This is a genomic window from Mesorhizobium sp. M0923, assembly GCF_040319365.1.
Lineage (GTDB): Bacteria > Pseudomonadota > Alphaproteobacteria > Rhizobiales > Rhizobiaceae > Mesorhizobium.
Genome location: NZ_JAMYNW010000011.1, coordinates 61,798 through 82,185 on the forward strand (window position 1 = coordinate 61,798; position 20,388 = coordinate 82,185).

Consider the following 20,388-nt stretch of genomic DNA (forward strand, 5'->3'; position numbering starts at 1 on the left):
ACGCGACCACTCTCCATGACCGTCAACAATCGGACGGTCGGCCCGGTCGATGTGCCGGACGATCTGATGATGATCGACTTCCTGCACGAATATCTGAACCTTACGGGATCGCGGCTCGGCTGTGGCCAGGGCATCTGCCATGCCTGCGCGATCATCCTCGATGGGCCGGATGGAAGCTCCCGGGAAATCCGGAGCTGCATCACCGGAGCGCATTTCTTCGAGGGCAAATCTGTCCGCACCATCGAGGCACATGCCGAACGCGACGCGAACGGCAATGTCGTGCGCCTCTCTCCGGTCCAGCAGGCCTTCATCGAGCATTTTTCCTTCCAGTGCGGCTATTGCACGCCGGGCTTCGTCACCGCCGCGACCGTGTTGATCGAGCATCTGAAGACGGCGCCCGTCCGGCGTGCCGACGTCGAACAGACGATCGAGCAGGCGCTTGCGCCGCATATCTGCCGTTGCACCGGTTATGTCCGCTATTACGAGGCCGTTCGTGACGTGATCCTGAGCACGCCCGGGCTGGTACAGGGCTGAGGCGCGATGATGAGGCGCCCCTGGATATTCCGCCTGCCGCGCTTTCTAATTCTCGGTCTGGCGGTCACTGTGATCGCAGCGCTGGCGGTCTTCCTCGGCCTGTTCGAAAAGAGCGCCGTCAGCGCGGTGGTCGATAGGCCGTTGTCAGCCGAGGAGATGCAAAAATTGGCTCCGCAGGGCCGGTATCTTGCCCAGGCGGCCGATTGCGCCGCCTGTCATACGGCGCCGGGCGGCGCGCCCTTCGCCGGCGGTCTCGCCTTTGCCATGCCCTTCGGCACGCTCTACGCCTCCAACATTTCGCCGAACAAAGAGACCGGCATCGGCGCCTGGACCCGGGCCGACTTCCATCGAGCCGTCCGCGACGGCGTCGGGGCGCATGGCCGGCATCTTTATCCGGCCATGCCCTATACGTCCTATCGGCGGCTCACGGAGGCAGATGTCGATGCGATCTACGCCTTCCTGATGACACGCGAGCCGATCCGGCAGGCGAATCGGGCGGGCAGCTTTCCGTTCCCCTATGTCCGCCGGTTCATGACCTTCTGGAACCTGATTAATCTTCCCTCCCGAACGGTTGCCGAGGACGCGGCCAAATCGCAGGACTGGCATCGCGGACGCTATCTGGTTGATGCACTCGGCCATTGCGGCGAATGCCACACGCCACGCGATTTCACCATGGCCACGATCCCGAGCCGATATCTCCAGGGCGCGCGGATCGACAATGTCGACGCACCGGACATCACCACGGCCAGTCTGGCGCGGTTCGGCTTCGACCGCGACGGTCTCGCCGCTTACATGCGCGCCGGGCTTGGGCCGGAGGGGGTGATGAGCTTCGGCATGTTCGACGTGGTGCACAATTCGACACGGCATCTGGACGAGGCGGACGCCAAGGCGATGGCGACCTATCTGATCGGCGAGGCGGCGTCCGCACCCGAACCCGGCAAGCCGTCTGCCGCGACCGAGGCTGCCGCCGGCCGACGCGTCTATGTCGAGGCCTGTTCCGGCTGTCATGGCCTGAACGGCGAAGGCACGCCGCATGTCGCGCCGGCAGTGACCACCAATGTGTCGCTGCGCCTGCCGAGCGCCCACAATTTGCTGGTAATCGTGCTGGACGGCCTTCCGGCTCGCATCTATCCGCACGGCGAAGCGCGGCAGGACATGCCGGGCTTTCGTGAACTGCTGACCGACCAGGAAGTCGTGGATCTCGGCAATTACTTGCGCGTCAAGTGGGGCGGGACCAGTCCCGACATTACGCCGCAAAGCGTCGCGGACGTGGCAAAACGAAACTGAGTAAGCCTGATCCTGGAAGTCGACCGGTATCGGCAGCTCACAGGCTGGTATCGCCATTGCCGTTGCTCACATTCGATGCCGGCAGCTACACTACCGTTTCGACCATCGAGATCGATGGCGGCATCTCGTTTCATCGTTGTGAGCGCCATGAATTTCGACATCCCCGTCCGCACCGAGGCCTTCCGCAGCCGGATCGCCGATTTCGTCGAGCGCGAAATCCTGCCGCTCGAGGCAGACAAGGCTTCCTATGACGGCCATGGCAACATCGCGCTGCCGCTGCTCGAAACGCTGCGGCCAAAGGCGAAGGCGGCTGGCCTGTGGTGCCTGCAGTTGAAACCCGAGACTGGCGGGGCGGGCCTTTCCAAGGTGGATATAGCTGTCTGCTATGAGGCGATGAACCGCTCGATCTTCGGTCCGGTCGTGTTCAATTCCGCGGCTCCCGACGACGGCAACATGATGGTGCTGGAACGGTTGGGGACGCCGGAGCAGAAACAGAGATGGCTGAAGCCGATCGTCGATGGCAAGGTGCGCTCGGCTTTCGCAATGACGGAACCGCATCCGGGCGGCGGGTCGGACCCGTCGATGATCATGACCAGAGCCGAGCGGCGCGGCGACAGATATGTCGTCAGCGGCCGCAAATGGTTTATCACCGGGGCGCAAGAGGCGAGCCATTTCATCCTTGTCGCACGCACCTCGGACGATCCGCGTCACGGCCTTTCGGCCTTGCTGTTCCACAAGGACCAGCCGGGCTGGCGGATCCTGCGGCGCATCGAGATCATGGGACCGGAAGAACATGGCGGCCATTGCGAGCTGGAATTCGACGGGCTTGAAATCCCGGTCGAGGACGTGCTTGCCGGCGAAGGCAGCGGCCTCAGGGTTACCCAGGTCCGGCTCGGTCCAGCGCGGCTCACCCATTGCATGCGCTGGCTCGGCCTTTCCAAGCGCTGCGTCGAAATCGCGCGCGCTTATGCCGCCGAGCGTAGCGGCTTCGGGCAGCTTTTGGCCGACCGCGAGAGTATCCAGCTGTTGCTCGGCGACCTTGCCATGCGCATCGAGATCGGTCGCTTGCTGGTGATGAAGGCGGCCTGGGAGCTCGATCGCGGTGGCTTTGCCCGCAAGGAGGTTTCCATGGCCAAGATCCAGGTCGCCAATGTGCTGCATGACGCCGCCGACGTGGCGATCCAGATCAACGGCGCCCGCGGCTATTCGAAAGACACTGTGCTCGAATGGATCTACCGCTATGCCCGCCAGGCTCGCCTGGTCGACGGCGCCGACGAGGTTCACAAGATGGTGCTCAATCGCTTCCTCAACGAGGAAGGTACAGGCTTCTGGCGCTGGCATGTCGAAGCCGGCACGCAAGATGACACAGGTCGCAGCGGGAACGGCTGAGCCGGCAATGAGGACGGATTTCGATCCAACGCGCCTGGAGGATTTTCTGAGAGCGCATTTTGGCGATGGCCAGATGTCGCTTGAGCGGATCGTCGGCGGCCAATCCAATCCGACCTATTTCGTCGACTATGGCGGCCGCCGCATGGTGCTGCGCAAGAAACCTCCGGGACCGATCCTGCGCGGCGCTCATGCCGTCGATCGCGAATACAGGGTGATCGAAGCGCTCGCGGAGACAGAGGTGCCGGTGCCGCGGCCGGTGCTCTTTCACGACGGCGACGAGCCGCTTGGCACGCCGTTCTATCTGATGCAGCGGCTCGACGGCCGGGTGTTCCACGATGGTGCGTTGCCGGGACTGGCGCCGGACGAGCGGCGCGGCATCTATTTCGGCATGGCCGAGGCGCTGGCAAAGCTGCACGCAGTCCGGCCGGAAGAAGTCGGGCTCGGCGATTATGGCCGTCCCGGGAACTATTTTGAGCGACAGATCGCGCGCTGGACCAGACAGTTGCGGGAATCGCCGAGCGAGCGCATCACCGCGCTCGAAGCCGTCGCCGAATGGCTGCCGCGACATCTTCCGCCAGATGACGGCCACGTCTCGATCGCGCATGGCGACTTCCGATTCGGCAATCTCATCTTCCATCCCGAGCGGCCCGAAGTGATCGGCATACTCGACTGGGAGTTATCGACGCTTGGCAATCCGCTTGCCGATCTCGGCTTCTGCTCGATGCCCTGGCATTCCTCGCCTGACGAATATGGCGGCATCCTCGGCCTCGATCAGGCCGCGCTCGGGATTCCGACACAACGCGAATTCCTCGATCATTACTTCGCCCACGCCGTGCCGACGGCGCCGCTGCAACGGTTCCATCTGGTGTTTGCCATGTTCCGCTTTGCGGTGATCTTCGTCGGCATCGCCGACCGCGTGCTGGCCGGCAGCGCGGTTGCGGCCGATGCGGCGGATGTGGCACCGCTGGCCGGCCATTTCGCTGCACGCGCCATGGAAGTCATCGACGGCGCGCGGCCCTGGTGAGGAGAGGCTGGCAATCGGCTGAGCGAGCCGCACGCGATACGCGTTCAGTTCATTCGAACTTCCGGTTCCGCCAGCAGTGGAATCTCCAGGCCACGCCGCAAGCCGGTGGCGACGACCGACACCCTGAATTTTCCGGCGAGTGCCTTGTCGAAGATGGCGCCGACGATGATGTCGGCATCGTTGTCGACCTCCTCGCGGATGCGGGTAGCCGCTTCATCGACCTCGAACAGCGTCATGTCCATGCCGCCCGATATCGAGACAAGGACGCCCTTGGCGCCCATCATCGAAGCTTCGTCGAGCAGCGGGTTGGCGATTGCCGCTTCCGCCGCCTTCTTGGCACGGCCTTCTCCGGCGGCCTCGCCGGTTCCCATCATGGCGCGGCCCATGTCGCGCATCACCGACTTCACATCGGCGAAGTCGAGATTGATCAGCCCTTCCTTGACGATCAGATCGGTGATGCAGCCGACACCTGCATAGAGAACCCGGTCGGCCATGGCGAATGCGTCGGCGAACGTGGTTCTGGCGTCGGCGATCCTGAACAGGTTCTGGTTGGGGATGACGATGACGGTATCGGCGCTTTCGCGCAGGCGCTCGATGCCGTCATCGGCAGCATGCATGCGGCGCCTGCCTTCGAAGACGAATGGCTTGGTGACGACGGCGACGGTCAGTATTCCAGCTGCCCGCGCTGCCTGCGCTATAACAGGCGCGGCACCTGTTCCGGTTCCACCTCCCATGCCGGCGGTCACGAAGCACATATGCGTTCCAGCAAGGTGATCCATGATCTCGTCGATGGATTCCACGGCCGCGGCACGGCCGACCTCGGGCAGGGACCCGGCGCCCAGACCTTCGGTGATATGAGCGCCCAACTGGATCAGCCTCGTTGCCTTCGACATGGCAAGGGCCTGGGCATCGGTGTTGGCGACGATGAATTCCGCGCCCTGCAGGCCTTCGGCGATCATGTTGTTGACGGCGTTGCCGCCGCCGCCGCCGACTCCGACGACGGTGATCTTGGGCCTCATCTCCGAGATTACCGGCCTCGTCGCGGTGTTCATTGCCGTTCTCCCTGGATACGCCGAGTGGTCGCTGGAAGCTTGTCCCGGGCGCACTGCGAAAACTTTGAACCGGGCAGTGCGAATCAGAACAGCCCAGAATGCAGGGAATCAGAGCGCGGAGCGGGCTGCAAGTGCGCGATGTGCCTCTTAGGCGACTTGCGCCTGAAAGTTCACGCATTGCGCCTCAGATCGTGGCGCGGGCGCCGCACGCTACAACTTCGGCGCGAGGCGCTGCGCGACATGATCGGCAATCGCCAGGCAGGAGGTCAGGCCGGGGCTTTCGATGCCGAACAGGTTGAGCAGGCTGTCCACGCCATGCACCGCCACGTCCTGGATGACGAAGTCGGCATTGGCCTCACCGGGACCGGACAGTTTTGGCCGGATGCCGCTATAGGCGGGCTGCAGGCTGCCATCGGCCAGGTCCGGCCAGTATTTGCGGATCTCGCTGTAGAAGCGCTCGCCACGAGCTGGATCGACGCGATAGTCGAGTTGATCAGTCCATTCGACGTCCGGCCCGAAGCGGGTGACGCCGTCGAGATCGAGCGTCAGATGAACACCGAGTCCGCCTGGTTCGGGTACTGGATAGATCAGCCGCGAGAAGGGCGCCCGGCCGGCCACCGAAAAATAATTGCCTTTGGCGTAATGGAGCTTTGGCACGAACTGCTGATCTAGCCCTTCAAGCGAGCGGGCAAGCGCTGCGGCGCTAAGCCCGGTCGCATTGACGAAGCGTGTGGTAGCGATCTCGAAGCGCTCGCCGCCGGTAGCGTCCACCGTGTCGAGCACGACGCGGCCCGCTTCGATGCGGCCGGCGGCGACGCGGGTGTTGAGGCTGAGTGCCGCCCCGTGCTCCTCGGCATCAGCCAGCAAGGCAAGCATCAGGGCATGGCTGTCGACGATCCCGGTGGCCGGCGACAGCAGCGCCGCCGTGCACTTGAGGCTGGGCTCCAGCGCATGTGCCTCGGCTTCGCTCAAGGGCGCCAGGTCGCCGGCGCCGCAAGCGCGCGCATTGGCCCGGATCGAGGCGAGCACCGGCTCCTGTTCGGCATTTGTGGCGACGATGAGCTTGCCGCAGCGCAAATGCGGGATCGCACGCTCGTCGCAGTAGCGATAGAGCTTTTCCCGGCCCGCCACGCAGAACCGGGCTTTCAGCGATCCAACTGGATAGTGGAGGCCGGCGTGGATGACCTCGGAATTGCGCGAACTTGTTCCGGTGCCGATGGCGCTCTCGGCTTCCAGCACCAGCGTGTCGATGCCGCGCTTCGCCATCTCTCGCGCGATCGCCAGGCCAACGACGCCGGCGCCGACGACAATGCAGTCGATTTGGTCCACGATCAGGTCAAGCCGAAGTTCTGCATGCGTCCATCCATCCGCTGGCCCTGTCGAAAGCGCTTGACACTATATCGTTCGAGAAAGATGCATCAAACCGCATAATGCACGGGGCCTGCCGATGCGGACCCACACAGGAGCCATCATGGACGCACGACCGAACTCCCCCGAAGCCCGCGACATAAGCTTTCACATGCATGGCTACACCAACGCCCGCAAGCATCAGGAGGCAGGGCCGCTCGTCATCGAGAAGGGCGACGGCATCTATGTCGAGGACCTCGCCGGCAACCGCTATATCGAGGCGATGGCCGGGCTTTGGAGCGTCGCGGTCGGTTTTTCGGAGAGGCGGCTGGTCGATGCGGCGGTACGGCAAATGTCGAAGCTGCCTTACTATCACGACTTCGGCTCCAAATCGCATTCACCGCTGATCGATCTTGCCGAGAGACTGGTGCAGATGGCGCCGGTGCCGATGGGCAAGGCGTATTTCACCAATTCCGGCTCCGAGGCCAACGATACGGCCATGAAGATGATCTGGTACCGGTCGAATGCGCTCGGCCAGCCGGCGCGCAAGAAGATCGTCAGCCGCAAGAAGGGCTATCACGGCGTCACCATTGCCTCGGCGAGCCTGACCGGACTGCCCAACAACCACATCTCGTTCGATCTGCCGATCGCCAATGTGCTGCATACCTCGACACCGCACCATTGGCGCGAGGCGCTGCCGGGTGAAAACGAAGAGCAGTTTTCGAGCCGGCTCGCCGACGAGCTGGAAAAGCTGATCCTGGCCGAAGGACCGGAAACCATCGCCGCCTTCTTCGGCGAACCGATCATGGGTGCTGGCGGCGTCATTGTTCCGCCTTCCGGCTACTGGGAAAAGATCCAGGCGGTGCTGTCGAGATACGACATCCTGCTGGTCGCCGACGAGGTGATCTGCGGCTTCGGCAGGACAGGTGAGATGTTCGGCTCGCAGACCTTCGGCATCAGGCCCGACATCATGGTGCTGTCGAAACAGATCTCTTCGTCCTATCTGCCGATCTCGGCCTTGCTGATCAACGACAAGGTGTTCCAGCCGATTGCCGACGAAAGCAATCGTATCGGCACCTTCGGCCACGGCTTCACCGGCGGCGGCCATCCTGTTGCGGCAGCGGTCGCGCTCGAGAACCTGAAGCTGATCGAGGAGCGCGACCTTGTCGGCAATGCGCGTGCGGTCGGCGCGCATATGCAGAAGCGGCTGCGCACGCTCGCTTCGCACCCGCTTGTCGGCGAGGTGCGCGGCATCGGCCTGATCGCGGCGGTCGAACTGGTCGGCGACAAGGCGAACAAGGCGCCGTGGGGGAAGACCGGTGAACTGGGCGGGCTCGTCAACGGCTTCATGCAGCAGAACGGCGTCATCTCGCGCAATATGGGCGATGCGCTGGCTTTCTGCCCGCCGCTGATCATCACCGAGCCGCAGGTCGACCAGGTGATCGACGCGTTTGAAAGATCGCTCGAGGCTGCCGTCAAGCAGGTCCGATCGCCAAGCTGATCGCGCTATTTAGCGATGCCGACCGCATCCGGCACGACGACCAGCTTGCCAACGAAATCCTTGGCGATGAAATCGGCTTGGGCGCGATGGAAATCGGACAGCTTGTAGACGCCGCCGACCAGCGGCCGGATCTTCTTCTCCTCGATGTAGCGCACGATGCGGCGGAAATCCGCCCGTGTGCCCTGGCTCGAGCCATGCAGTTGCAGCTGTTTCAGATACATGGTGCGCAGATCTAGCTGCACGACGGGGCCGGCAATTGCACCAGCCGTGGTGTAGCGGCCTTCCGGCCTCAAGATGCGCAGGAGGTCGTTGAAGATCGCGCCGCCGACCAGATCGGCGACGACGTCGATCGGCTGGCCCCCGGTCGCCGCGCTGACGGCGGCCGGCAGATCGGTAACGCCACGGGTGATCACCGCCTCGGCGCCGATGTCACGCACGGCCTGTTCCTTGCCCTTGCCGGCAATTGCATAGGGAATGGCGCCGCGCGCCCGCGCCAGCTGCACGATGCCGGAGCCGACGCCGCCCGAGGCGCCGGTGACCAGCACACGCTCGCCGGCTTTCAACGCGGCGCGTTCCAGCATCTGCTCGCCGGTGAGATAGGCGCAGCAGAAAGTGGCGAGCTCGACATCGCTAAGATCGGTGTCGACGACATGGGCGTTCTCGGCAGGCACTGTCTGGTATTCGGCATAGCCGCCGTCGCGGCCATGGCCCATATAGTCGATGTCGGCCAATGAATCGTCGTCGCGATTGTAGATAGAGAAATCGACCATTACCCGCTCGCCGATGCGGGCCCGCGACACGCCGTCGCCGACGGCAACGATGTTGCCGACCGTGTCGGTGCCCTGGATGCGCGGGAAGGTCAGCGTATTGCCCTGTCGACGCCAGGTCGACACAGCGGCGGCATCCTCCTCAGTGCCATACGCGCCCTGTCGCACCCAGACATCGGTGTTGTTCATACCGCAAGCGGTGACCTTGACCAGCACCTCACCCGGGGCGGGCGAGGGTACTTTGACGTCGGTGCGGTAGACGAGCTTTTCCGGTCCGCCGTGCCCGATCAACTGCACGGCGGCCATGGTGGCGGGGATGGTCTTGGTCATGGCATTCATGTCGGTTCTTCAGATGTTGGCATGTCGGTTCTTCAGATGTTGGCAAACACGCTCTTCACCGCATCGGCCGTCTTGGAGACGACGATGTCTGCCTCTTCCCGCGTCAGGCAGAGCGGCGGCGCAAAACCGAGAATGTCGCCCTGCGGCATGGCGCGGCCGATGACGCCGCTTGCCGCAAGCGCGGTCGCGATCTGCGGACCGATCTTCTGCGAGGCATCGAAGAACACGCGATCGTTCTTGTCGGCGACGAACTCGATTGCCGCCAGCATGCCGTCGCCGCGCACCTCGCCGACGTTTTTGTGGCCACCGACGGCTTTCGTCAGCTCGGCGCGGAAATAGGCGCCGGTCTCGCCGGCGTTCCGTACTAGGTCCATCTCGTCGATCAGTTCCAGGTTGGCGACGCCGGCGGCGACGCAGATCGGATGCGCCGAATAGGTCCAGCCATGGCCGAGCGAGCCGAGCTTGTCGGAACCCTGCACCAGCACCTGCCAGACCTTGTCGGAGACGATGACTCCGGAGAGCGGCGCATAGGCCGAGGTCAGGCCTTTGGCGATGGTAATCAGGTCGGGCTTGATGCCGTAATGGTCGGAGCCGAACATGGTGCCCAGCCGGCCGAAGCCGGTGACGACCTCGTCGGCAACCAGCAGCACGTCGTACTTCTTCAGCACCGCCTGGATCTTCTCCCAGTAGCCGGCCGGCGGCGGCACGATGCCGCCGGTGCCGAGGATCGGCTCGCCGATGAAGGCGGCGACCGTTTCCGGCCCTTCGGCCAGGATCATCTCCTCGAGCTTGTCGGCGCAGTATTGCGAAAACTGCTCCTCGCTCAGCGAGCGGTCGGCGCGGCGGAAATAGTAGGGCGCCTCGGTGTGCAGGACCGGCGCACGCGGCAGGTCGAAGGCGTTGTGGAAAAGGTCGAGGCCGGTCAGCGATCCGGTCATGATGCCGGAGCCGTGATAACCGCGCCAGCGCGAGATGATCTTCTTCTTCTCGGGCCGGCCGAGCACGTTGTTGTAGTACCAGATCAGCTTGATGTTGGTTTCGTTGGCGTCGGAACCGGAGAGCCCGAAATAGACCCTCGACATGCCTTGCGGCGCGCGGTCGATGATCATCTTGGAAAGCGTGATCGATGCCTCGGTGCCGTGGCCGACATAGGCATGGTAATAGGCGAGGTTCTTGGCCTGTGCGGCGATGGCGTCGGCGATCTTCTGGCGGCCATAGCCGACATTGACGCAGTAGAGCCCGGCGAAGGCGTCGATGCTCTTCTTACCGGTATTGTCCCAGATGGTGACGCCTTCGCCACCGGCAATCACACGCGTCGGGCTCTCGCCACGCGCATGGGTGCCCATATGGGTCGAGGGATGGAAGAAGTGATCGCGATCCCAGGCGGCGAGTTCGTTTGACTGGTCGAGCATTTTTTTACTCCTGAGAAAAATGTGTCGGGCGCGGCTCACGCAACGTCGAGGCAGAGATATTTGAGATCGGTAAAGGCTTCGAGCCCGTGACGCGAGCCCTCGCGGCCGATGCCGGACTGCTTGACGCCGCCGAAGGGGATCGGCGCGCCGGTGATCTTGAAGCGGTTGATGGCGACCATGCCATAGTCGAGCGCGCGACCCATGCGCAATTGCCTGCCGCCATTCTCAGTCACGACATAGGCAACCAGGCCGTATTCGGTGGCGTTGGCGCGGGCGATGATCTCGTCCTCGCTGTCGAAAGGCGTCACTGCCGCAACCGGACCGAAGGTCTCCTCGCGCATGATCAAAGCGTCGTCTCCAACGTCGGCAAGCACGGTCGGCTGGTAAAACAGCGGCCCGGCCGGATGGCGCTTGCCGCCGGTCAGGCAGCGCGCGCCTTTGGCGAGCGCATCGGCCACCTGCTCCTCGACCTTCTTGACGGCGCGTTCATGCATCAAGGGTCCGATTTCGGTGTCGTCAGCCAGGCCATTGCCGGCCCGCAATGCCTGGACGCGTTTGGCGAAAGCAGCGCAGAACCGATCGTATAGCGGACGCTGGACATAGATGCGGTTGGCGGCGAGGCAGTCCTGGCCGGAGGTGGCGAATTTGGCGTCGACCGCGATGGCCACAGCCTTGTCGAAATCGGCGTCGGCGAAGACGATCAGCGGCGCATGACCGCCGAGCTCCATCACCAGACGCTTCATCGTCGGCGCACTCTGCGCGGCGATCAACCTGCCGACCTCGGTCGAGCCGGTGAAGCTCATGGCGCGAACGCGCGGGTCTTCGCACATCCGCCCAACGATGGTCGAAGCCTTGCCGGTGAGGACGTTGAACACGCCAGCCGGCAGGCCGGCACGTTCGCCAAGCTCGGCCAGCGCCAGTGCGGACAGCGGCGTTTCCGAGGAAGGGTGCGCGGCGATGGTACAGCCGGCGGCAAGAGCGGCAGCCGCCTTGCGGGTCAGCATGGCCGCTGGAAAATTCCACGGCGTGACCACGCCGACGACGCCGAGCGGCTCGCGCCGCACCATCATCTCCGCGCCCGGCAGATGACTGGTGACGCTTTCGGCGTTGAGGCGTTTGGTCTCCTCGGCATACCATTCGACAAAAGAGGCGGCGTAGTCTATCTCGCCGAGCGATTCCTTCAGCGGCTTGCCTTGTTCTAGCGTCATCAGCAGCGCCAGGTCATTTTTGGCGGCGATGATCAGATCGAACCATTTTCGCAGTATTTTGGACCGTTCCTGCGGCAGCAATGCGCGCCAGGCAGGAAAGGCGCGCGATGCCGCATCGATCGCCAATGTGGTCTGCCGGGCATCGAGCGCGGCAACGAAAGCGACGGTGGATCCGGTGGCCGGATCGCTCACCTCGAAACTCTCCGCGGTCTCGCTTGCCGTCCAGTGGCCATCGACATAGGCGAGTTCGCGCAGCAGCCGTCGGTCGGCGAGGCGATCAAGCGCTTCATGGCGCTGCGAGCGGGCAAAATGTGCGGACATCATCGGGCTCCCGGTTCGGGTGATGCCGCAAGACTATCTCTGCCGCGCAAACAGAGAGGCTGTTTCGGTGCCTGCACGTAGAGAGATTGTCTCTATTGCATCGCCCGGGCAGACGATCTCTCCTGTATCAGGAAGATGCGGGCAGCAGATCGGCCACTGGCAGCACACTCTCCTCCTTCACCGTCTTGGTGACGATGTAGGTGAAATAGCGGTCTATGCCGATCTCGCGTTCGAGCAGAGTGTCAATCAGCCGCTGATAGGCGTCGATGTCGCGGGCCATCACCTTCAGCAGGTAATCGACGCCGCCACCGACAGACCAGCAGGCGACGATCTCGGGGATGTCGCGGATGACGCGCTCGAAACGGTCGAAATCGGCCTGGCGGTGGCTGGCCAGCGTCACCTCCATCAGCACGGTGGCGACCGGCGCGATGGCACGCATGGCGATCCTGGCGTGATAGCCGGAGACGATGCCGGCCTTTTCCAGCTTGCGCAGCCGCATCCAGCACGGCGTCGGCGACAGGCCGACCTTCTCGGCCAGCGCCAGCTTGGTGATGCGCCCGTCGCGCTGGATGGCGTCGAGGATTTTCAGGTCGATCGGATCGAGTTTCGCTGCAGCCATGATCGTCCACTTCCAGTGCCGGACACCATGATGGCGCATTATTTCGATTGTCAATTGCACTGATTTCGATCTCTAATAAGTCATGACATTATGGCGACCAGATCCCGCTCTTATCCGGCGGCCGGCCTACCAATCGCTCGCCGACCAGTTCGCGCGGGCCATCCATGACGGGCGCCTGGCCAATGGCGCTCGGTTGCCGACACACCGGCAGTTGGCCGACGATCTCCAACTTTCCGTGCAGACGGTCAGCCGCGCCTATGAGGAGCTGATCCGCCGCGGGCTGGTGTCCGGCGAGGTCGGCCGCGGCAGCTTCGTGCAGACGCAGCGCCGCGAGCCGGAGCCGCCCTATTTGCCGGAGCGGCTGGGTGAGGTCATCGACCTCTCTATCCTGAAGCCGGTCTGCGAACCGATGCATCTGGAGCGGCTGAAGCAGGCGCTGGGCTGGCTCGCCGAAAACCTGCCGTCGAGCTCGGCGCTGTCGTTCAGGCCGAACATGGTGTTCCCGCGCCACCGCGCGGTGGGTGTCGAGTGGCTACGCTTCTGCGGCCTCGACGCGTCGCCGCAGAACATCAGCCTGACCAACGGCGCCACCGCAGGGATGACAGTGGCGCTGATGAGCGTGGCGCCGCCCGGTTCGACCGTCGCCACCGAGGCGATCGGCCATCACACACTGATCCCGCTGGCGCGTTATCTCGGTTTCAACCTCGAGGGTTTGCCGATCGACGACAATGGGCTGATCCCGGAAGCGCTGGACGAGGCCTGCCGGCTGTCGGACATCCGCGCGGTGTTCGTGCAGCCCTCGGTGATCAACCCTACGGCGACGCTGATGGACGCCGCCCGGCGCGAACAGATTGCCGCCGTTGCGCGCAGGCATGACATCGCCATTATCGAAAACGACGTCCTCGGCCCGCTGGTCGAGGACCGGCCGCCGCCGGTCGCGGCGTTTGCACCCGAGCGCACGCTCTACGTCACCTCCTTCACCAAGATCGTGGTGCCGGGCCTGCGCATCGGCTATCTCGCGGCACCCGATCGTTATGTCGCCGCGGTTGCCAACCGCCACCTCGTCTCGAACTGGATGGCGACGCCGCTGGTGGCCGAGATCGCCACCAAATGGGTGACCGACGGCACCGCGATGGAACTCGTTCGATGGCAGCGGATGGCTTTGCGGCGGCGTCTGGACATCGCCGCCGAGGCGCTCGCCGGAGTGGACTATCGGGCTCATCGCGACGGGCTGCATGTCTGGCTGCAACTGCCCGATGATCGCGGCGAGGAAGGCTTTGTTTCCCAGGCCCGCCTGCAGGGCGTGGCGATCGCGCCCGGCACGTCGTTTCGCATTTCGCAGATGCCTTGGCATCCAGCCGTGCGGATTTCGCTGGGCTCGACCACGGAGGGGGAACTGCGTGCCGGTCTCGGCGTTGTCACCAAACTTCTGCTCGGCGATCCCGAGCATCTCCTGCTTGCGATCTAGGCAACAATTGGCGGGGAATTGTGCGGAGTCCGAAATATTGTCATGATATTATTTTCTTGATTGACATGATTTGCCGCGATCCGCATCGTTAAAGGCACAGCTTCTCCATCACGGGAAATTCATTGTCGGCGCCCATCATCAAGATCGACGGCATTTCGAAAAGCTTCGGCACCTTCAAGGTGCTGGATGGCCTCTCGATGCAGGTCATGCCCGGCGAGAAGCTGGCGCTGATCGGCCCGTCGGGTTCGGGAAAAACGACGATCCTGCGCATACTGATGACGCTAGAGCGTATCGACAGCGGCCATATTCAGGTCGACGGCGAGCAGCTGTACCACATGGAGCGTAACGGCCGGCTGCTGACGGCGGATGAACGGCATTTGGCAAGGATGCGCCAGAAGATCGGCATGGTCTTCCAACTGTTCAATCTGTTTCCGCACAAATGCGTCATCGACAATGTGACGCTGGCACCGATGCTGACCAAAGGCATGCCGCGGGCCGCCGCCGAAAAGCGGGCGATGGAGCTGCTCGACATGGTCGGCATGGTCGACAAGGCCAAAGCGATGCCGGCGCAGCTTTCCGGCGGACAGAAGCAGCGCGTCGCGATTGCCCGGGCGCTGGCGCTGTCGCCGAAGATCATGCTGTTCGACGAGGTCACCTCGGCGCTCGACCCGGAACTCGTCGACGAGGTGCTCAACGTCATGCGCAAGCTCGCCGCCGAGACCGACATGACCATGCTGCTGGTCACCCACGAGATGGGTTTCGCCCATGACTTCGCCGACCGGGTGCTGTTCTTCGATCGCGGCAGAATAGTCGAGGAAGGCAAGCCCGACGAGATTTTCCGCCATCCCAAACAGGAGCGTACGCAAGGTTTCCTGAAGAAGATCATTGCGGCCGGACATCGGGTCTGACTGCCATGCGAGGCGGCGACGCCTCAAGCAAGCCAAGAAGACAGACAAACAAGGAGTTGGGAACAATGAAGAAATTTGCCATTTTGGCCGGCGTCGCCGGTATTGCGCTGACGGCGGTGCTGGCCGCCTCGACGACCGGCTCGGCCGATGACAGCAAGCTCGAAGAGCTCAAGGCGCAAGGCTTTGCCCGCGTCGCCATCGCCAACGAGCCGCCCTATACGGCGGTTGCCGCCGACGGCAAGGTCTCGGGTGCGGCGCCTGACGTTGCCCGTGAAATCTTCAAACGCCTTGGCGTCAACGACATCGTCGCCTCTATCTCGGAATATGGTGCCATGATCCCCGGCTTGCAGGCCGGCCGTTTCGACGTCGTCACCGCCGGCCTGTTCATGAAGCCGGAACGTTGTGCTGCGGTCGCCTATTCGGAACCGGTGCTGTGCGACGCCGAGGCGATGCTGGTGAAGAAGGGCAACCCGAAGGGCTTCAAGAGCTACGAGGACGTCGCCAAGGACACCAGCGCGACGATCGGCGCACCCGGTGGCGGCACAGAGGAAAAGCTGGCGCTCACCGCAGGTGTGCCGCGCGAGCGCGTCATCGTCGTGCCGGACGGCCAGAGCGGCCTGAAGATGCTGCAGGACGGCCGCATCGATGCCTATTCACTGCCAGTGCTGTCGATCAACGACCTGGTCAAGAAAGCCAATGATCCGAACCTCGAAGTCATCGCGCCGGTGGTCGGTGCGCCGGTCTATTGCGATGGCGCGGCCTTCAAAAAGGGCGACGAAGCGCTACGTGATGCCTATGATGTCGAGCTGGCGAAACTGAAGAAGTCCGGCGAGTTCGCCAAGATCATCGAACCCTACGGCTTCTCGGCGGCGGCGGCGATGTCGACGAGCCGCGACAAGCTCTGCTCGGCGAAGTAGGCGCGTTCTTCCTTCTCCCCGTTGACGGGGAGAAGGTGGCCCGAAGGGCCGGATGAGGGGCGACGCCCAGCTTTTGACAGATTGGCTCTGCCCCTCATCTGCCTGCCGGCATCTTCTCCCCGTGAACGGGGAGAAGGACGCTGAAGTGATCGCCTCGCCAAATATTCAATGCGGAGCCCTTTCGACCAATGACCCAATGGTCCGGCTATTTCGGCCTGATTTTGCAAGGAGCGCTTGTCACCATCGAGCTGACGCTGATGGGGTCGGTGCTGGCCTTGATCATGGCCTTTCTTGCCGGGCTGGGGCGGCTGTCGCGGTTTTTTGTGCTACGCGCGCTGGCCACCGCCTATATCGAGTTCTTCCGCGGCACCTCGATCTTCGTGCAGCTGTTCTGGGCCTATTTCGTGCTGCCTTTCGCCGGCATCTCGCTGACGCCGCTGCAGGCCGGCGTGCTGGCGCTGGGCCTGAATGTCGGGGCCTATGCGGCGGAAGTGGTGCGCGGCGCCATCAAGTCGATCGGCCGCGAACAATACGAGGCCTGCACCGCGCTCAATCTCGGCCGCTGGCAAGCCATGCGCCATATCATCCTGCCACAGGCACTGCTGGTGATGCTGCCGACCTTCGGCAACAACGCCATTGAATTGCTCAAGGCCACCGCCGTCGTCTCGCTGATCTCGCTTGCCGACCTGACCTTCCAGGCGCAGGTGGTGCGCTCGCAGACCGGCAACACGCTGGTGCCGTTCAGCACCATTCTCGTCATCTATTTCGTGCTGGCGCTACTCATCTCATGGGGCGTGCGGTCGCTGGAACGCCGCATGGCGCGCGGCCTCGACGGGGTGCGCGTCTGATGGATCGGGCTCTGTAATGGAATGGGATTGGGATTTTGTCCGGCAGATCCTGCCGACGCTGATCCAGGGGGTGAAGATCACCATCCTGGCGACGCTGCTCGGCTCGGTGCTGGCGGCCATCGTTGGGCTGGGCATCGCGTTGGCGCGCCGTTCGCCGAACAGGGCTCTGTCGCGCACGATCGGCTTCCTTGCCGAGTTCATCCGCGGCACGCCGCTATTGGTGCAGCTCTATTTCATCTTCTACGTGCTGCCGGATTTCGGCGTCCTGTTGCCGCCGCTGGTGGCGGGCGTCATCGGTCTCGGGCTGCATTACGGCACCTACACAGCCGAGGTCTACCGCGCCGGCATCGATAATGTGCCGCGCGGCCAATGGGAAGCGGCCCAGGCCTGCAATCTGAACGCCACGCAGACCTGGACGCACATCATCATGCCGCAGGCGATCCCGCCGATGATCCCGGCGCTTGCCAATTATTTCATCGCCATGTTCAAAGAGACGCCGCTGCTGTCGGCGATCACCGTGCTGGAACTGATGAACCAGGCCAAGAGCGTCGCCAATACCTATTATCGGTATATCGAACCGATCACCTTGGTCGGCGCCTTCTTCCTCGCCATCAGCCTGTTCTCGGTGGTGCTGCTGCGCTGGCTGGAACACCGTTATGGGCGGATCGAACGATGAGCGCTGCACCCGATATCCGCCTGCGCTCGGCCCGTCCAGCGCTCGATGCACGTCCGCTGGAAAAGCGGGTCGGCCTGATTATCCTTGCCACCGACCATACGAGCGAACCGGATTTTCACCGCATGGTGGCAAGCGATCGTATCGGCGTCTATGTCGCGCGTATTCCCTACGCCAACCCGACGACGCCGGAGAATTTGCGCAAGATGCAGCCGTCACTGACGGCGGGCGCGGCCCTGATCCTTCCTGACGAACCGCTCGATGCGATCTGCTATTCCTGCACCTCGGCCTCCGTCGTGATCGGCGATGCCGAAATCGAGGCGGCGGTGAAGGCCGCGAAACCCGGCGCGCCGGTGGTGACGCCGCCGATGGCCGGAGTGCGCGGCCTGAAGGCGCTGGGCGCCAGGACAATCAGCATCCTCACCCCCTATACGGTCGAGACGAGCCGGCCAATGGCGGCCTATTTCGCGGCACACGGTTTCGAGATCGCCAGCTTCACTTGCCTCGGCTTCGAGGATGACCGCGAGATGGCGCGGATTGCGCCGAAATCCTTGGTCGATCTGGCCCGCGAGGCGACGGCCCCGCAGGCCGACGCGCTGTTCGTGTCCTGCACGGCGCTGCGGTCGGCGCTGGCAGTTGTCGGTATGGAAGAAGCCATCGGCCGTCCCGTCGTCACCAGCAACCAGGCGACAGCCTGGAATTGCCTGCGGCTTTGCGGCGACGACGAGCCACGCCCCGAATTCGGCCGCCTGATGACGCTGCCGTTGAACTGATTGCAGAGCCATGACCACGTCCAGGATAAGCCTCTCCGACATCCGCGCCGCACGCGAGCGCATCGCAGGCAAGGTCGAGCGCACGCCGACCGTCACTTCCCCGAGTCTTTCCCCACACTTGGACGCTCCTGTTTATCTCAAGCTCGAACATCGGCAGACCACCGGCGCCTTCAAGTTGCGCGGTGCCTCGAACGCTATCGCCTCGTTGACAGAAGAGGAGAGCGCGCGCGGCGTCGTCGCGGCCTCGACCGGCAACCATGGCCGGGCGCTTGCCTATGCCGCTCGACTGCAAGGCATCCACGCGACGATCTGCATGTCGCGGCTGGTGCCTGAGAACAAGCTCGAGGAAATCCGTCGGCTCGGCGCCGAGATCCGCATCGTCGGCAACAGCCAGGACGATGCGCAGCGGGAGGTCGAACGGCTGGTCGCGGAAGAGGGGCTGATCATGCTGCCGCCTTTCGATCATCCTGCGGTCGTTGCCGGGCAAGGAACACTTGGGCTGGAGATCATGGAACAAGTTGCGGACGCCGCGCTGGTGTTGGTGCCGCTTTCCGGCGGTGGGCTGGCGGCTGGCGTTGCCGCTGCCGTCAAGGGCGTCAGCCCGGCAACGAGGGTCATCGGCGTTTCGATGGCGCGCGGTGCGGCGATGAAGGCAAGCCTCGACGCCGGGCATCCGGTGTCGGTCGAGGAACTGCCGACGCTGGCCGACTCGCTCGGCGGCGGCATTGGGCTCGACAACCGGCTGACCTTCGCCATGTGCCGTGATCTGCTCGATGATGTGATCCTGCTCAGCGAGGACGAGATCGCCGCCGGCATCCGCCATGCTTATGAGCAGGAGCGCGAGATCGTCGAAGGCGCCGGCGCGGTCGGCATTGCGGCTGTGCTTGCCGGCAAGGTCGGGGCGAACGGCCCGACGGTGCTCGTGCTGTCCGGCCGCAACATCGACATGACACTGCACCGCAAGATCATTTGCGGCGAAGCAATTGCGGAGAGCGCAGCATGAGCCGGATGACGATCCTCACCGAAGCTGAATTGCGCAAGATCGTGAAGCTCGATCTCGATGCCGTCGCCTGTGTCGAGAACGCGTTTCGCGCGCTCGCCACCTTGCCAGTGGCGATGCCGCCAATCCTGCGGCTCGACATTCCCGAGCATCGCGGCGAGGTCGATGTCAAGACCGCCTATGTGCCGGGCATCGACGGTTTTGCGATCAAGATCAGCCCCGGCTTTTTCGATAATCCGAAGCTCGGCCTGCCTAGCGTCAACGGCATGATGGTGCTGCTGTCGGCGAAGACCGGGCTGGTCGAGGCGCTGCTGCTCGACAATGGCTATCTCACCGACATCCGCACGGCGGCGGCCGGCGCGGTCGCCGCCAAACATCTGTCGCGTCCGGACTCCTCCGTTGCCGCAATCTTCGGCGCCGGTGTTCAGGCCGGACTGCAGCTCGAGGCGCTGATGCTGGTGCGGTCGATCACCGAGGCTCGGATCTGGGCAAGGGATGCCGCCAAGGCCGAAGCCGCGGCGGACGCATTGTCCGAAAGACTGGGCATCGCCGTTCACGCCGAGCCGGACGCGGCAAAGGCTGCGGCCGATGCCGACATCATCGTCACCACGACGCCGTCGACCGAGCCGCTGATCAAGGCCGGCTTCGTCTCCGCCGGCCAGCACATCACCGCGATGGGCTCGGACGCGGAGCACAAGAACGAGATCGCGCCGGCGATCCTGCGCATGGCCGACCTCTACGTCGCCGACAGTGCGAAACAGACGCGGCGCCTGGGCGAACTGCACCATGCCATCGCGGCGGGCGTGATGGCGGCCGATGCCGAGATCACCGAGCTTGGCCACATCATCGCCGGCGAAAGGCATGGCCGGCGTTCGGGCAGCGACATCACCATTGCCGATCTGACCGGCACCGGCGTGCAGGACACGGCGATCGCCACGCTCGCCCGCGACCGTGCGCGTGCAGCCAAGACCGGTACGATTTTCGAAAGCTGATACCGGCCG

The 20,388-nt window shown here is 63.8% G+C and carries 19 protein-coding genes; 13 read left to right on the forward strand and 6 right to left on the reverse strand.

All coding sequences use genetic code 11. The annotated features are described in order from the left end of the window. Nucleotides 1-15: 15 nt before the first annotated feature. The 4 genes from NKH89_RS19515 to NKH89_RS19530 all read left to right on the forward strand — a co-directional run bounded on the left by NKH89_RS19515 (nucleotide 16) and on the right by NKH89_RS19530 (nucleotide 4,234). Nucleotides 16-534 carry a (2Fe-2S)-binding protein gene (locus NKH89_RS19515; RefSeq protein WP_352494542.1) on the forward strand — a complete coding sequence of 173 codons (519 nt, stop codon included), beginning with the start codon at nucleotides 16-18 and terminating at the stop codon, nucleotides 532-534. 6 nt (nucleotides 535-540) lie between these two features. After that, nucleotides 541-1,821, forward strand: a complete 1,281-nt coding sequence (locus tag NKH89_RS19520) for a cytochrome c (protein ID WP_352788093.1) — start codon at nucleotides 541-543, stop codon at nucleotides 1,819-1,821. Nucleotides 1,822-1,968: 147 nt separating this feature from the next. Beyond that, nucleotides 1,969-3,210 (forward strand): acyl-CoA dehydrogenase family protein, encoded by a 1,242-nt coding sequence (locus NKH89_RS19525; RefSeq protein WP_352494541.1) that lies wholly within the window; start codon nucleotides 1,969-1,971, stop codon nucleotides 3,208-3,210. 7 nt (nucleotides 3,211-3,217) lie between these two features. Next, the gene (locus tag NKH89_RS19530; protein WP_352589519.1) at nucleotides 3,218-4,234 is read left to right on the forward strand and encodes a phosphotransferase family protein; all 1,017 of its coding nucleotides are present in this window, start codon (nucleotides 3,218-3,220) and stop codon (nucleotides 4,232-4,234) included. 44 nt (nucleotides 4,235-4,278) lie between these two features. Here NKH89_RS19530 and ftsZ read toward each other — a convergent pair whose 3' ends face one another. Then, nucleotides 4,279-5,286, reverse strand: a complete 1,008-nt coding sequence (ftsZ, locus tag NKH89_RS19535; protein WP_023720665.1) for a cell division protein FtsZ — start codon at nucleotides 5,284-5,286, stop codon at nucleotides 4,279-4,281. A 210-nt stretch (nucleotides 5,287-5,496) separates the two neighbouring features. Continuing rightward, nucleotides 5,497-6,615, reverse strand: coding sequence for an NAD(P)/FAD-dependent oxidoreductase (locus NKH89_RS19540; protein WP_352589525.1), 1,119 nt, complete (start codon nucleotides 6,613-6,615; stop codon nucleotides 5,497-5,499). A gap of 142 nt (nucleotides 6,616-6,757) precedes the next feature. Here NKH89_RS19540 and NKH89_RS19545 point away from each other — a divergent pair, with 142 nt between their 5' ends. Further along, nucleotides 6,758-8,134 carry an aspartate aminotransferase family protein gene (locus NKH89_RS19545; protein ID WP_352909595.1) on the forward strand — a complete coding sequence of 459 codons (1,377 nt, stop codon included), beginning with the start codon at nucleotides 6,758-6,760 and terminating at the stop codon, nucleotides 8,132-8,134. A gap of 5 nt (nucleotides 8,135-8,139) precedes the next feature. Here the strand turns inward: NKH89_RS19545 and NKH89_RS19550 are convergent, their stop codons facing one another. The 4 genes from NKH89_RS19550 to NKH89_RS19565 form a co-directional block, all read right to left on the reverse strand. Next, complete coding sequence (locus NKH89_RS19550) at nucleotides 8,140-9,240, reverse strand: alcohol dehydrogenase family protein (protein WP_352589530.1); 1,101 nt, start codon at nucleotides 9,238-9,240, stop codon at nucleotides 8,140-8,142. Nucleotides 9,241-9,272: 32 nt separating this feature from the next. Beyond that, the gene (locus NKH89_RS19555) at nucleotides 9,273-10,652 is read right to left on the reverse strand and encodes an aspartate aminotransferase family protein (protein ID WP_352494465.1); all 1,380 of its coding nucleotides are present in this window, start codon (nucleotides 10,650-10,652) and stop codon (nucleotides 9,273-9,275) included. A gap of 35 nt (nucleotides 10,653-10,687) precedes the next feature. Then, on the reverse strand, nucleotides 10,688-12,181 hold the full coding sequence (locus tag NKH89_RS19560) for an NAD-dependent succinate-semialdehyde dehydrogenase (protein WP_352589533.1): 1,494 nt from the start codon (nucleotides 12,179-12,181) through the stop codon (nucleotides 10,688-10,690). Between the two features lie 127 nt (nucleotides 12,182-12,308). Continuing rightward, the gene (locus tag NKH89_RS19565) at nucleotides 12,309-12,800 is read right to left on the reverse strand and encodes an Lrp/AsnC family transcriptional regulator (RefSeq protein WP_352589536.1); all 492 of its coding nucleotides are present in this window, start codon (nucleotides 12,798-12,800) and stop codon (nucleotides 12,309-12,311) included. A gap of 82 nt (nucleotides 12,801-12,882) precedes the next feature. Between NKH89_RS19565 and ehuR the strand changes: the two genes are divergently transcribed. From ehuR to NKH89_RS19605, 8 genes are all read left to right on the forward strand, one after another. After that, nucleotides 12,883-14,268 (forward strand): MocR-like ectoine utilization transcription factor EhuR, encoded by a 1,386-nt coding sequence (gene ehuR, locus NKH89_RS19570; RefSeq protein ID WP_352856443.1) that lies wholly within the window; start codon nucleotides 12,883-12,885, stop codon nucleotides 14,266-14,268. A 122-nt stretch (nucleotides 14,269-14,390) separates the two neighbouring features. Next, nucleotides 14,391-15,176 carry an ectoine/hydroxyectoine ABC transporter ATP-binding protein EhuA gene (gene ehuA / locus NKH89_RS19575; RefSeq protein WP_352909596.1) on the forward strand — a complete coding sequence of 262 codons (786 nt, stop codon included), beginning with the start codon at nucleotides 14,391-14,393 and terminating at the stop codon, nucleotides 15,174-15,176. 65 nt (nucleotides 15,177-15,241) lie between these two features. Beyond that, a complete protein-coding gene (gene ehuB, locus NKH89_RS19580) occupies nucleotides 15,242-16,093 on the forward strand; it encodes an ectoine/hydroxyectoine ABC transporter substrate-binding protein EhuB (RefSeq protein ID WP_352484026.1) in 852 nt (283 codons plus the stop codon). A gap of 188 nt (nucleotides 16,094-16,281) precedes the next feature. Next, entirely contained in the window at nucleotides 16,282-16,941 is a 660-nt protein-coding gene (gene ehuC / locus NKH89_RS19585; RefSeq protein ID WP_023720654.1) for an ectoine/hydroxyectoine ABC transporter permease subunit EhuC, read from the forward strand. A 16-nt stretch (nucleotides 16,942-16,957) separates the two neighbouring features. After that, nucleotides 16,958-17,617 carry an ectoine/hydroxyectoine ABC transporter permease subunit EhuD gene (gene ehuD / locus NKH89_RS19590; protein ID WP_352909597.1) on the forward strand — a complete coding sequence of 220 codons (660 nt, stop codon included), beginning with the start codon at nucleotides 16,958-16,960 and terminating at the stop codon, nucleotides 17,615-17,617. Continuing rightward, nucleotides 17,614-18,387: an ectoine utilization protein EutA gene (gene eutA / locus NKH89_RS19595; protein WP_352484025.1), complete on the forward strand. Its 774-nt coding sequence runs from the start codon at nucleotides 17,614-17,616 to the stop codon at nucleotides 18,385-18,387. Before ehuD ends, eutA begins: the two co-directional genes overlap by 4 nt. A gap of 10 nt (nucleotides 18,388-18,397) precedes the next feature. Continuing rightward, nucleotides 18,398-19,390 carry a hydroxyectoine utilization dehydratase EutB gene (eutB, locus tag NKH89_RS19600; RefSeq protein WP_352909599.1) on the forward strand — a complete coding sequence of 331 codons (993 nt, stop codon included), beginning with the start codon at nucleotides 18,398-18,400 and terminating at the stop codon, nucleotides 19,388-19,390. Further along, on the forward strand, nucleotides 19,387-20,379 hold the full coding sequence (locus NKH89_RS19605) for a cyclodeaminase (RefSeq protein ID WP_352909601.1): 993 nt from the start codon (nucleotides 19,387-19,389) through the stop codon (nucleotides 20,377-20,379). Before eutB ends, NKH89_RS19605 begins: the two co-directional genes overlap by 4 nt. Nucleotides 20,380-20,388 lie beyond the last annotated feature (9 nt).